We start from the raw sequence: 12,734 nt of genomic DNA, 5'->3' as shown, positions 1-12,734 counted from the left end.
CCTAGGCGCGGCGGGCCCGCTCCTCGGCGGCCTCCCGCCCGCACGCGTACGCCAGGGGGCTCATCAGATCTTCGACGTCCGGCAGCCAGCGGTTGGCGTGCGTGGGCCGGCGCGCCCACTGCACCGCGCCACTGCCGCCGATCCGCGTCGGCGGGGCCGCCACGTACTCCCCCTCGCCCCGCGTGACCAGGTCGATCGCCTCGGGCGTCCAGCCCAGCCCGCGTACGAGGTCGTCCACCTTGAGCGCCGCGCCGGGCAGGACGAAGAACAGCATCCGCCGGTCCGGGGTACGGGTCACCGGCCCGAGCGTCAGCTCCATCCGCTCCATCCGGGCCAGCGCCAGGAAGCCGGCCGATTCCGGTACGTCGAGCGCGTCGAAGGTGCGTCCCGTCGGCAGCAGGACCGACGCCCTGGGCTGTTTCGACCAGAGTCTGCGCGCCGCGACCGCGCTGCCCGTCGCCCGGGCCGCCCAGTCGGGACCGGTCGCGTGCGCCCCGGGCACCGGGCAGTCGGTCCGCTCGCACGAGCATGTCTCCCGGCCGTCCGCCGCCTCCAGCCAGGTACCGGGGAACACGTCCCAGTGCCGCTCTTCCGCGTACCGCACCGCGCTGTCCAGCAACTGGTCGCCCCGCTGTTGAGGGATGTGCGCCGTGTCCGTCACTCCGATGGTCTCTTCCACGAACAGCACAACTACCGCCGCCACCACGGGTTACGGGGTGCCCGTTGCCACGCCGGGGAACATCCGCCCTGCAAATGGGGCGCATGGATGCATGGGTGGGGGCGCGCGGGAAGGGGTGGGGCGGTAAGGGGGTAGCCACCCTCGGGGGTCCGACAACATATGGGCAACGCGGGCGGCACGCAGGGAAGCCCTGCCGTGTTTACCGAAGCTTTCTGAAAATCCTCGAATTATTCCGTTATCACCGAACATGTGCATTCTTTGCATATGTGACGGGCAGTGTTCAGTGAGCTGATCACTGCGGCCACAGGGGGTATCCATTGGCAGCCAGACCACTCGTCGCACGCCAGCCGAACGAACGGCTCCAGGCGCTCATCCAGGAGGCGGGGTGTTCCAACGCCGGGCTCGCCCGACGCGTCAACATGGTGGGCGCGGAGCGCGGGTTGGACTTGCGCTACGACAAGACCTCGGTGGCGCGCTGGTTACGCGGACAGCAGCCGCGTGGCCGGGCCCCGGGCGTCATCGCCGAGGCGCTGGGCCGGAAGCTGGGCCGTACGGTCACGATCGACGAGATCGGGATGGCGAACGGCAAGAATCTGGCCTCGGGCGTCGGCCTGCAGTTCTCGCCCACCGTCATGGGCGCGATCGAACAGGCCTGTGAGCTGTGGCGCAGCGATGTGGGCCGCCGTGACTTCCTCTCCGGCTCGGCGGTCGCGTCCTCGGCGCTCGTCGAGCCCAGCAGGGACTGGCTGATCACGGGCGCGGACCCGGCCGTCGCACGCAACACCGGTGCGCGGGTGGGGGATTCGGATGTCGAGGCGGTACGGGCCATGACCGCGGCCCTCATCGATCTCGACCACCGCTTCGGCAGCGGCCATGTCCGTCCCGTCGTCGTCCACTATCTGAACAGCGTGGTGTCGGGCCTGCTCTCCGGTTCGTACCGGGAGTCGGTCGGCCGGCGGCTCTTCGCGGCGGTCTCCCGACTGACCGAGCTGGCCGGCTATATGGCGATCGACACCGGTCAGCCGGGGCTCGCCCAGCGCTACTACATCCAGGCGCTGCGGCTGGCCCAGGCGTCCGGGGACCGCGGTTACGGCGGCTATGTGCTGGCCGCGTCCATGAGTCATCTGGCGGCGCAGCTCGGGAATCCGCGTGAGATCGCGCAGTTGGCGCGGGCGGCTCAGGAAGGGGCGCGCGGGCAGGTGGCGCCGAGGGCGCAGGCCATGTTCCACGCGGCCGAGGCCCGGGGGCACGCGCTGCTGGGCGACGCCCGTACCTGCGAGGCGGCCGTCGGCCGGGCGGTCACCGCGCTGGAGCAGTCGGGCGACGCCTCGGGCGACGATCCGGACTGGATCAGGCATTTCGATCACGCCTATCTCGCCGACGAGTTGGCGCACTGCTACCGCGATCTGGGCCGGCCGGAGGCGGCGGCCCGGCATGCCGAGGACTCACTGGCGGGCCATCCCGAGTCCCGGGCCAGGCGGCGGGCGATCGGGCTCGTCCTGCTGGCCACGTCCCAGGTCCAGCAGCGGGAGGTCGAGGAGGCGTGCCGGACGGGCACGCGCGCGGTGGAACTGCTGGGTACGCTGCGCTCCAGCCGGGGCGCGGAGTATCTCGACGATCTCCAGCAGCGGCTGGAGCCGTACGCCAACGAGCCCGCGGTGCGGGAGTTCGGGGCGAGGCTGGAGATCCAGGCGGCGTGAAGGCGCCCGGACAGGCCCTAGCTCCCAGGTCCTGCCCGGTCGGTCTTCGTGGTCCACGAGGGCCGACCGGACAGGACCTGGCGGAGCCCTGTGCGTGATGGCGCGGTGATGGCACGGTGTGGGCGCCGTGGGGATGATCAAGTCCGGGGCGGGGTGGGTGAATTCGGACCCGTTATCAGCGTCTGGAGGGGACGAGTTGTTACAGGGCCGACGCGCGTGGCAGTGGCCGCGATTCACCCGGTAGCGTGAACCGACGATTCGGTAGGTCCACACGTTCCACACGTAGGAGTCCCGGTGACGCACAGCGGACAAGGGGATGAGCCGCAGCACCCCGCCGCTCGCCCCGCGCACGAAGGCGTGGTGCTGCCCAGCGACGGCAGCGGGCCCTGGATTCCCGGCACGGCCGCGGACCAGGACCGGGCCGTGCCGACCGGCGGGCAGCCGTGGGGACAGCCCTGGGGCCCGCAGGACGGCCGCCAGGACCAGCCCGGGTACGGGGGCGGCGCGCCGTCGGCCCCGCCGTCGTACGGGCAGACCTACGGGCAGTCGTACGAGCCGCAGCAGGGCGGCCAGTCGTACGGCGCTCCGCTGCCGCCGGCGCAGGGGCAACCGGTCCACGGGCAGCCGGCCGAGGGGCAGCCGTACGCGCCGTACCAGCAGTATCCGCAGGGGCAGCGGCTTCCGCAGGCGCAGCCCCCGTCGCAGCCACAGCCCCTGCCACAGCCCCTGCCTCCGGTGCAGGCGCAGTCGCTGTCGCAGCCTCTGCCGCTGCCGGCGGAGGCGCCCGCGCCCGGCAGCGCGGACGCGACGCAGTATCTGCCGCCGGTGCCCGCGATGGGGGACTCGGACGCCACGCAGTTCATCGCACCGATCCCGCCTGGCCCCGGCATGCTGCCGCCGGAGAGCGCCGCGGAGGCCACGCAGTACCTGCCGTCCACCGCGCCGCCCCCGCAGGGCCCGGACGCGGACGCCACGCAGTACATCGCGCCCGTCCCCGCGCAGAACGTCCCGGCCGCGCCCCCCGGAGCCCCGTACGGCATCCGGCCCGGCGCCCCCGGCGACCGCCAGCCGCCCGCGGAGTTCGACAACCTCTTCCGTACCGACGGGCCGGGCGGGGGACAGGGCGCGGAGTCGACGCAGCAGATGCCCCAGTTCGACGCGGGCCGGGGGCCGCAGCCGCCACAGCAGCCCCAGCAGCAGCGCGGGGCGTACGGCCAGCAGCCCGCCGCGTACCAGCAGCCGCCGGCGCAGCAGGGCCCGACGGGCGGCGGGCGCGGCTCGGCGCGCCGCAAGTCGTCCCGCGCGCCGTTGATCGCGGCTGTCGTCGTCGGCTGCGCCGTCCTCGGCCTGGGCGCGGGCGCCCTGATGAGCGGCGGCGGCGACTCGCCTCAGGACGACAGCAAGACGGTGGCGTCGGAGAGCTCACCCAGCACCGAACCCTCCATCCAGGCCGCCCCGGACCCGGTGAAGCAACAGGCCGAGGCGCTCGACAAGCTCCTCGCGGACAGCAACAGCAGCCGCTCGACGGTCATCAGCGCGGTCGAGGACATCAAGTCCTGCGACAACCTCGACCAGGCGGCCACCGACCTCCACGGGGCGGCCGAGCAGCGACGGGGCCTGGTGACCCAGCTGGAAGCGCTGACGCTCGACAAACTCCCCAACCACACCGAACTGACGTCCTCCCTCACCGACGCCTGGCAGGCCTCGGCCTCGGCGGACGACCACTACGCGCAGTGGGCCAAGCAGACGAAGGGCAAGAAGGGCTGCAAGGACGGCCATGCGCGCACAACCTCCCAAGCGGCCAAGGGAAACCAGGCGAGCGGCGAGGCCACGGCGGCGAAGCACAAGGCGTCGGGCCTGTGGAACAGCATCGCCACGAAATACGGCCTGACGGAACGGGCCCCCACCCAGCTGTAGCCCTGAAGACAGGACCTAGTACTGCAACAGCACCGTTGCAGTACTAGTGCGCGCCGCTCAGGGTTTCGGCCACGTTGACGAAGCCCTTCTTGTCCGCCACCAGCCTTCCGTCGCGCACCACTTGGAACGTCACGTTCCCGTTCACGATCCGCGGGAAGCCCGGTGTGCCCAGCATGTCCTCGTAGCGCCAGCGCAGGGGTGGGGTCAGGCCGCCCGTGTCGACCCGTACGCCGCGGTCCAGGGTGTCCGCGATTCTGCCCGGGGTGATGGTGTCGCTGTCGACGGACTCGATGACCGCCTTGAGGGCGGTGTACGCGATCCAGGTGGTCTGGGCGCCCGGGTCGGCCGGGTCGATGTCGTTGTCGCCGAAGGCGTATGTGTCGATCACGTCGCGCATCGGCTTCCACGCCGGGTCGCTCGCCACCGGGTACCAGCCGGTGAGGTACGCGCCCTCGAAGGGGCCGTTCTTGCCGCCCGTGCGGTTGATGAGCGGCTGGCCGACGCTGCCGAGGACCGAGGAGACGCGGATGTCGCGGCCGTCCTCGGGGAGGCGGCGGTAGGAGTCGAAGAACGTCTCCGTGCGGTCGCCGAGCACCGCGGTGACGCAGCCGCCGTCCTGGGCACTCTCGCGGGCGCGGCCGGACGCGCCGGTGTAGTCGGTGGCGTCCTCCGCCGCGCGGATATCGGTGGCCGGGCCGCGTTTGCCCTTGGTCAGGCCGGAGTTGAGGAGCTCGGGCAGGTCGTCGCCGGTGATCGTGTCGGGCCGTACCAGCGCGGTCTTGTCGCAATTACGGGCCAGCTGAAGGCCGTTGCCCGCGAGGAGCGCGGCCTGGCCGCCGTTGACGGGGTACGAGAGGAAGCTCGTGAACTCCTCCTCCGTGACGCCATATCCGCCGAGGTACGGGATCGACGCGGCCTCCAGCGGTGCCATGAACTCGCGGCCGTGCTGGCTGTACGAGCCGACGACCGCGACGGCCTTCTCCTGCACCGCCCGGCGCGCGCACTCGGCGGCGCCCGCGGTGTCGTTGCGCTCGTTGCAGGTCAGGACCCGCAGCTCGTGGCCGTCGATGCCGCCGGACGCGTTGACCCAGCGGGCGTACGCCTTCGCCATGGCGGGCATCCCGGGCAGATTCGTGGCATTGGTACCGACCGGCGCCCAGGTCATGACCGTGACGGGCTCCCTGGAGCCCCCCGAGCCGCCAGGGAGAACGCCGCAGCCGGTCAGAAGTGACAGAAGCGAGGCCCCGGCCGCCGTCATACAGAGGGCGCGGACCGCGCCGGACTGGAAGGGGCGGGGGGAGGAGGAGCGTCGCCAACCGGTCATACTCATGCACACTTCCGCCCTCCGAGTAACGCCTGAGTGAGCGGAGACCAACGTTCGGTGACCTGGAGGTGAATTGCGGGGGCCCGGCCGTACGCCCCCGCGCGGAACGTAAAGTCGTGGACTGTGCAGCAAGGTTCCGAGAACTCTTCCCGTCGTGCCCGTCGCTCCCCCACCATGGGCGGCATGCCGCTCAATGACATGCCGTGGTGGCGCTGGCGCAGCAATGTGCGCTCGGCGCTGCACATGCTTTCCGATCCCGTCTTCCACCAGGAGTACTGGCTGGCCGGCCTGGAGGGGTACGGCGACGTCACCGACGCCGTCTACCGTCTCGTCGAGGACACCTGGCTGGACAACTGGTCCGCCGAGAAATACGTCGGCACGATCTTCCGCGACTCGGGCGAGGCCGCCCTCGTCGATCTCGCCGTGCTCCGGGTGCTGCGCATCATGCACCAGGTTGGGGCGGACGCGCCCGTCTCCGCCTATCTGGAGCACCATGGCTGGCCGGAAGCGGTACGGGCCGCCCGCGAGGCGCACGTACGGCTGGCGACGAGCGACGGGGACGACCCGGATGTGGTGCCGACCTCGCTGGACGTGCTGCGGATCATGACGCGGTCCGCCTGACGGCACCACGGTGCACCCAGGGCGTCACTCGGCGTCACTCGGCGCAATGTCCACGTACTGGCCGATTCCGGGGCGCGCGGGACAGATGTGGGATCCTCTGGGGTCATGACCACCGCCACGCCGCCACCCGCCGCCCCGCCGTCCGATCAGTACGTGCTCACGCTGTCCTGCCCGGACAAGCAGGGCATCGTGCACGCCGTGTCGAGCTATCTCTTCATGACCGGCTGCAACATCGAGGACAGTCAGCAGTTCGGGGACCACGACACGGGTCTCTTCTTCATGCGGGTGCACTTCTCGGCGGACGCCCCGGTGACCGTGGAGAAGCTGCGGGCGAGCTTCGCCGCCATCGGTGACTCGTTCCGGATGGAGTGGGCGATCCACCGCGCGGACGAGCGGATGCGGATCATCCTCATGGTCAGCAAGTTCGGCCACTGCCTGAACGATCTGCTCTTCCGGGCCGGCATCGGCGCCCTGCCGGTGGACATCGTCGCGGTCGTCTCGAACCATACGGACTTCGCCGATCTGGCCGCCTCGTACGACATCCCGTTCCACCACATCCCGGTGACCAGGGACACCAAGGCGGCGGCCGAGGCCGAACTGCTGGAGCTGGTCCGCGCGGAGCGGGTGGAGCTGGTGGTGCTCGCCCGCTATATGCAGGTCATCTCGGACGATCTGTGCAAGCAGCTGAACGGCCGGATCATCAATATCCACCACTCCTTCCTGCCGAGCTTCAAGGGCGCCAAGCCGTACCACCAGGCGCACGCGCGGGGCGTGAAGCTGATCGGCGCGACGGCGCACTATGTGACGGCCGATCTCGACGAGGGCCCGATCATCGAGCAGGAGGTCGAGCGGGTCGGCCATCAGGTGACGCCCGCTCAACTGGTCGCGATCGGCCGGGACGTGGAGTGCCAGGCGCTGGCGCGCGCGGTGAAGTGGCACGCGGAGCACCGGATCCTGCTCAATGGGCACCGCACCGTCGTCTTCGGCTGACCGGTCCCGGCCGGAGCGGTTTTCGGAGACGGCTCAGAGACGGCTCATCGTGGCCGCCGCGAACAGCACGTCCCTGATCGCCTCACGGTCACCGTCCTGGCCCGCCGCCGCGTCCTCCGGCGACACCCGTCCGGCCACCAGCTGGCAGAACTCGACGCCGTCCAGCGCGACGTGCGCCACGGCCCGCTCGCGGGAGCCGACCGCCGCCGGCGAGTCCAGCGCGATGAACCAGTCGCCGCCGCCCGCGCCCTCGATCTCCAGATGCAGCGACCTGCCGGGCGAGCCCGCCGTCACCAGCTCCCGGGCCGGTGTCGCGAGACCGCTCCGGCGGCGGATGGCGAGGGCGGCGGGCAGCAGCCGCGTCGCCAGATCGATCATCTCGTGCAGATGGCCGCTGGTGGGCGGCTTGTACGGGTAGTCCACCGCCTCCGCGATGTCCGCGCCGTGCACCCAGCACTCGAAGGCGCGGTCGAGCAGCGCGTCGCGCAGGGGCAGGGCGAAGAACCCGTACGACACGGAGAGTTCGGCGACCCCGCGGCCCGCGAAGGACACCGTCCTGATGAGGGTGTGGCTCTGCTCGCGCCAGGGCTCGTGGACGGTGCGGGTCGGCGGGGGCTTCGCGGCCCGCCAGAAGTTCTCCGTACGCTCGGTCGGGTGGGCGGAGGCGTCGGAGCCGATCGGGTCGTCGAGCCCGAGGGAGGTCGCGACGAGGCCGTCGACGGTCATCAGATGGCCGATCACCCCGGCGACGGTTGTCCGGCGGGAGACGGCTCCCTCGTCCTCGTACCACTTGAGCCGTACGGGCGCGTGCCACTCGGCGTCGCCGATGTCCCGCAGGAGCGCGTCGAGCCGCGCGGTCTCGGCGTCGTACGGGGCGGCCCAGCCGGGCACCGGGACACGGGCGGGGCGGCGGCCGAGAGCGTTCTCCAGCACGCGGGAGCGCAGCAGCGGGTCGAGGTCCAGGTTCCCGTCGGCGTGCAGCAGTCCTACGGCGTCGCGCAGCCGGAGCGCCTCGTCCGCGCAGGGGGCGCACTCGGTGAGATGCGCCTCGACGAGCGCGGTCTCCTCGGCGGAGCAGGCGCTCAGCGCCCAGGCTCCGAGCAGCGACATGAGCACCTTGTGCGACAGCGGCTCGGCGACGGGCGCCGCCTCACGGGCCTCTGGCGCCTGCCGCGGCTCCGGCGCCCGCGGCTCCGGCGCCCGCGGCTCCGGCGCCCGCGGCGCCTGCCGCTGCTCCGGTGTCGGCGGTCTCTCCTCTTCCGTCATGTCGTCCGGCGCCGTCCTCGGGGCCGGGATACGGAGGAACGCCGCCCGCTCGTCCGGATCGCGGCCGTCATGGGCGCCGCCGTCCAGAGGGCCGGTCACAAGGAACGTCCGTTGTCCGGCGGTGACGAGCCGCTCCCTGCTTGGGCGTTGGCCGTGGAGAGCAGTTGCAGCCCGAGCCGCAGCCGGCGCCGCGCCTCGTCCTCCGTGACACCGAGGTCCGCCGCGGTCTGGCGGTAGTCCCTGCGCTGGAAGTACGCCAGCTCCAGCGCGTCCCACAGGGGCGTCGGCATCGACCTGACTATGTAGTCCGCCCGCGCGGCCACCGAGACCCGGCTTATCTTCTGCTCCAGCTCCTCCGCCGAACCCTCGCCGCGCGCCTCGTACGCCTCCGCTTCCGTACGCCGGAGCCGCTGCACGGCCAGCCGCTGTGTGACTTTCGCCACCCAGGAACGTATGGAGCCCTGTTTGGGGTCGTACGTGTCCGGCTTCTCCCAGACATGACCGAAGACCTCACGGGTGACGCGGTCCGCCGCGTCGTCGTCGTCCAGCACCCGGTGGGCCAGGCCGTGCACCAGCGACGCGTACCGGTCGTACAGCTCACCGAGAGCCGCCGCCTCGCCCCGCGACAGCCGCTGGTGCATCCTGCGGTCCCAGCGGGGCGGTGTGTCCTTCGCCATGCGACCCCCAGCCCTGTTCGCCCTGCTCCTCTGTGCGCCTGCCTGTGCCTCTGTCCGGTCCCGTGCCCCTGTCCACCATCATGTCGAAGCGCGCCGACGGCCACCATTGGCCACCGTTCCTTCGAATGTAGTCGGCGCCACCGACAACGCACTCCCCTTTGCCCAAGTGCGCCCCCGAGGCGCTCCTGCGGGCCCGCCGCGGGCGGCGGCGTGAGGTTTCACCACGTTTCGCGGGGGCGCGGCGGGGCAGTGGCGGGGATGAGGAAGGACAACTTCCGGATCAGCCTCTTCCGGATCAGCCCAGGAACCCGAGGAAAGGTCCAGGCGCGTGACGCTCACGATGGAGGAGTCCGAGCAGGGCCCGTGGACCGTGCTGCACATCACCGGCGAGCTGGATCTCATGACCTCGCCGGAGGTCCGTCAGCGGGTCCATGACGCGGTCGCCGCCGGGCGCCACGCGCTGGTGCTCGATCTCTCTCAGGTGTTCTTCTGCGACTCCAGCGGGGTCGGCGTACTGATCGCCTCGCGCAGGCTGCTCCACTCCTGCCGGGGCAGGCTCCACGTCATCCTCCCGGCCCGTGGCGCCGAGGCGGGTTCGCACGTCAACAGGGTTCTGGCGGCCCTGGGCGTACGCCGTCTCTTCGAGGTCTACCCGGACGTGCCCGCGGCCGTCGATGACGCCGTCCAGCCGCTTTCGGCATAGCCACTCTCCGCGCAACGGGACACATCGCGGCCCCCGGCCGTCGTACGCTCCGGGCATGGACAGCGCAGAGTACGAGGCCAAGATCGCCTCCCGGTTCGCAGCCTTCGACCAGGACGGCAGCGGGTACATCGACCGCGACGACTTCAGCGGAGCGGCGGCGGCGCTGCTCGCGGAGTTCGGTACGACGGCACGCTCCGACAAGGGACAGGCGCTCTACAGCGGGGCCGAGGCGTTCTGGCAGGGCATGGCCGGGATCGCGGATGTGGACGGCGACCAGCGGGTCAGCAGGCAGGAGTTCGTCACCGGCGCGGTGAAGCGGCTGCGGGACAACCCGGAGCGGTTCGCGGAGATCGCCCGCCCGTTCCTGCGTGCCGCGATCGCCGTCGCCGACGAGGACGGCGGCGGTGTGACCCCCGCGTCGGCCGAGCGCGCGCTGCGGGTGCTCGGGGTCGAGCCGGAGGCGGCGGCGCGGGTGGCGGCGGAGCTGGACGTGGACCACGACGGCAGGATCCATGAAGGTGAGATCCTGTCCGGCTTCGCGGCGTACTACGTGACACCGGAGCCCTGATGTGCGTCCCGGGGCCGGTGCGCCGGCCCCGGGCCGGTAAGTCCGTCCCGTCCGGCTGTGGCAACTCCCTTCCGCTGGAAGGGGAAAGCTCTGGCCTCAGCGCTCTGTTGCGTCACCGTCCGTGGCCGGAGCGCGGTGCCCGGGGCCGATACCGGGTTGTGTCCTGGTGGCGGGCCGTCACAGGCCGGAGTCGTGTACGGCCTCCGGTACGCTCCGTGGGGTGCGAGACGTTGTGAGGCGCGACGGTCGCGGTGCTGCCGGTACGGCGGCTCCGGGATCGCGAATGTGCGCCGCTCGCGCGGTAGTGAGGCGCCGTGTGCGCCCGTGTTCGACTTCCCGCGGCGGGCGTCGCACAGTATGCACCACGCGTACTCCTTCGCGCTGGAATATGCCCGAAGCGCTTGTTGCGGTGACTGTACGTCAACCATGCTGTCTCGCAAGGAAATCACGTTCCGTGACTCTTGAGACTCTTGTGACTCTGTTGAGGCCCTTGTCGAGGCGCGAGGCGATGTGTCCGCCGGTTCGGATGGTGTGAGCGGTGCAGGTGCTTCAGGTTCAGTTGGAGGTCGGGCCGGATCCCGCGGAGGTGGGGCGGGCCCGCAGATGGGCCCGTTCCAGGCTGGCCGGTTCCGGAATAAAGGACGATGAGCCGGTCGCCGAGACGCTGATCCTGCTCATCTCGGAGCTGGTCACCAACGCCGTGGTGCACACCGGCTGTCCGGCCGTGCTGCGGATGCTCTTCGGCTCGGGCGCGGCCGAGGCCGGCACGGTACGGGTGGAGGTCGCCGATACGAGCGCCTGCCCGCCGCGCCCGCGCCACGCGGACGGCGAGGACACCAACGGCCGCGGTCTGGAACTGGTCGACGGCCTCGCCGACCGGTGGGGCTGGCAGCCGGAGGGCGCGGGCAAGCGCATCTGGTGCGAGGTCGACAGAAGCGCGCCGGGGGTGGCGGCGGAAGCATATGCCCCTGCCACGTATGAGCCCCCCTGCGCTGTACCGCGGCCCGCGTGACGCGTCGATCCCCCGAATCGCCGTTGACGGGGCACCCCGGCGTGATCACGCCGGGATGAGCCATCCGCCGCGAGGGGACGCCGAGGGCGCGCCGAGATCCTGTCCGGCCGGGGTCCAGGGGCGCGGGTCGCGTCCTCGGCGAGTGCGGTTCGTGGCCCGGCGCCGGTTCTCGGGGCCCGTACGCCGGGGTGAGCCGGATGGCGGACGGCGCCGCGGCGCGTGCGCGCCCGCCATCCGGCTCCTGAGCGCCCCTCAGCCGGCCGCCGCGTGGACACCTGCTACCGGCCCGGTCCGGATCCCGCGCGGAACGTGCGCCGGTAGACCGTCGGCGGGACGCCCAGCGCCGACTGGAGATGCTGGCGCATCGACTGCGCCGTGCCGAACCCCGCGTCCCGCGCCACCTGATCGACCGACAGATCCGTCGACTCCAGCAGCTGTCTGGCCCGTTCGATCCGTTGCAGCACCAGCCACTGCCCGGGGCTGATCCCGGCCTCCTCGCGGAAGCGGCGGGTGAACGTCCGTACGGACATCGACTCCTGCTCCGCCATGTCACGCAGCTGGATCGGCTCGTGGAGGCGCGCGAGGGCCCAGTCACGGGCGGTCGCGGTGGTCGCCAGCTGCGGTTCGGGGACCGGGCGCCGGATGTACTGCGCCTGGCCGCCGTCCCGGTACGGGGGGACGACCGTACGCCGGGCGACCTCGTTGGCGACCGCCGTGCCGTGGTCGCGCCGGACGATATGCAGGCACAGATCGATCCCGGCGGCGACCCCGGCGGAGGTCAGTACGTCGCCGTCGTCGATGAACAGGACATCCGCGTCCACCTTGACCCGCGGGAACATCCGCTGGAAGTGGGCGGCGGAGGACCAGTGGGTGGTGGCGGGGCGGTCGTCCAGGAATCCGGCGGCGGCCAGCACGTAACTGCCGGTGCAGATCGAGACCATGCGGGTGCCCGGCCGCAGCAGGTCGAAGGCGGCGCGGAGCTCGTCGGTGAGCCTGCCCTCGTCGAAGACCGGACCGAGTTCGTGGGACGCCGGGACGACCACGGTGTCGGCGGTGGCGAGCGTCTCGGGGCCGTTCTCGACGAGGATCGAGAAGTCGGCGTCGGTCCGTACCGGCCCCGGTTCCCGGACCGAGCAGGTCACGATCTCGTACAGCGGCGCGCGCGAGGAGTCGCGGGCGCGGCCGAAGATCCGCTGCGGGATGCCCAGTTCGAAGGGGATCAGCCCGTCGAGGGCGAGGACGACGACCCGGTGCGGGCGATGGTCCGGCATGGCGTG

12 protein-coding genes are annotated in these 12,734 nt (G+C 71.7%); 7 read left to right on the top strand and 5 right to left on the bottom strand.

The window, feature by feature from the left end; genetic code table 11:
- Position 1 precedes the first annotated feature (1 nt).
- Complete coding sequence (locus tag IF11_RS0110680) at positions 2 to 688, bottom strand: bifunctional DNA primase/polymerase (protein ID WP_030351273.1); 687 nt, start codon at positions 686 to 688, stop codon at positions 2 to 4.
- A gap of 308 nt (positions 689 to 996) precedes the next feature.
- On the opposite strand from IF11_RS0110680, the gene IF11_RS0110675 reads away from it, so the two are divergent.
- On the top strand, positions 997 to 2,379 hold the full coding sequence (locus IF11_RS0110675; RefSeq protein WP_030351272.1) for an NsdA family TPR-like regulatory protein: 1,383 nt from the start codon (positions 997 to 999) through the stop codon (positions 2,377 to 2,379).
- A 294-nt stretch (positions 2,380 to 2,673) separates the two neighbouring features.
- Positions 2,674 to 4,296 (top strand): hypothetical protein, encoded by a 1,623-nt coding sequence (locus tag IF11_RS0110670; RefSeq protein WP_030351271.1) that lies wholly within the window; start codon positions 2,674 to 2,676, stop codon positions 4,294 to 4,296.
- A 43-nt stretch (positions 4,297 to 4,339) separates the two neighbouring features.
- On the opposite strand, the gene IF11_RS0110665 is transcribed toward IF11_RS0110670, so the two are convergent.
- A complete protein-coding gene (locus tag IF11_RS0110665) occupies positions 4,340 to 5,620 on the bottom strand; it encodes an ABC transporter substrate-binding protein (protein WP_030351270.1) in 1,281 nt (426 codons plus the stop codon).
- 174 nt (positions 5,621 to 5,794) lie between these two features.
- Between IF11_RS0110665 and IF11_RS0110660 the strand changes: the two genes are divergently transcribed.
- Positions 5,795 to 6,241 (top strand): SCO4402 family protein, encoded by a 447-nt coding sequence (locus IF11_RS0110660; protein WP_030351269.1) that lies wholly within the window; start codon positions 5,795 to 5,797, stop codon positions 6,239 to 6,241.
- 105 nt (positions 6,242 to 6,346) lie between these two features.
- Complete coding sequence (purU, locus tag IF11_RS0110655) at positions 6,347 to 7,231, top strand: formyltetrahydrofolate deformylase (RefSeq protein WP_030351268.1); 885 nt, start codon at positions 6,347 to 6,349, stop codon at positions 7,229 to 7,231.
- A gap of 33 nt (positions 7,232 to 7,264) precedes the next feature.
- Here purU and IF11_RS0110650 read toward each other — a convergent pair whose 3' ends face one another.
- Both IF11_RS0110650 and IF11_RS0110645 read right to left on the bottom strand, forming a co-directional pair.
- Positions 7,265 to 8,596 carry a maleylpyruvate isomerase N-terminal domain-containing protein gene (locus IF11_RS0110650; protein WP_030351267.1) on the bottom strand — a complete coding sequence of 444 codons (1,332 nt, stop codon included), beginning with the start codon at positions 8,594 to 8,596 and terminating at the stop codon, positions 7,265 to 7,267.
- Positions 8,593 to 9,174, bottom strand: coding sequence for an RNA polymerase sigma factor (locus IF11_RS0110645; protein ID WP_030351266.1), 582 nt, complete (start codon positions 9,172 to 9,174; stop codon positions 8,593 to 8,595). Before IF11_RS0110645 ends, IF11_RS0110650 begins: the two co-directional genes overlap by 4 nt.
- 328 nt (positions 9,175 to 9,502) lie before the next feature.
- Here IF11_RS0110645 and IF11_RS0110640 point away from each other — a divergent pair, with 328 nt between their 5' ends.
- The 3 genes from IF11_RS0110640 (at position 9,503) to IF11_RS0110630 (ending at position 11,457) form a co-directional block, all read left to right on the top strand.
- Positions 9,503 to 9,877 carry an STAS domain-containing protein gene (locus IF11_RS0110640; RefSeq protein ID WP_030351265.1) on the top strand — a complete coding sequence of 125 codons (375 nt, stop codon included), beginning with the start codon at positions 9,503 to 9,505 and terminating at the stop codon, positions 9,875 to 9,877.
- Between the two features lie 55 nt (positions 9,878 to 9,932).
- The gene (locus tag IF11_RS0110635) at positions 9,933 to 10,445 is read left to right on the top strand and encodes an EF-hand domain-containing protein (protein WP_030351264.1); all 513 of its coding nucleotides are present in this window, start codon (positions 9,933 to 9,935) and stop codon (positions 10,443 to 10,445) included.
- Between the two features lie 538 nt (positions 10,446 to 10,983).
- Entirely contained in the window at positions 10,984 to 11,457 is a 474-nt protein-coding gene (locus tag IF11_RS0110630) for an ATP-binding protein (RefSeq protein ID WP_051745762.1), read from the top strand.
- A 278-nt stretch (positions 11,458 to 11,735) separates the two neighbouring features.
- On the opposite strand, the gene IF11_RS0110625 is transcribed toward IF11_RS0110630, so the two are convergent.
- On the bottom strand, positions 11,736 to 12,728 hold the full coding sequence (locus IF11_RS0110625; RefSeq protein WP_030351262.1) for a GlxA family transcriptional regulator: 993 nt from the start codon (positions 12,726 to 12,728) through the stop codon (positions 11,736 to 11,738).
- Positions 12,729 to 12,734: the final 6 nt, after the last annotated feature.

The sequence above is a fragment of the Streptomyces scopuliridis RB72 genome, from assembly GCF_000718095.1.
Lineage (GTDB): Bacteria > Actinomycetota > Actinomycetes > Streptomycetales > Streptomycetaceae > Streptomyces > Streptomyces scopuliridis.
This window is presented reverse-complemented; position numbering and strand designations above follow the sequence as displayed.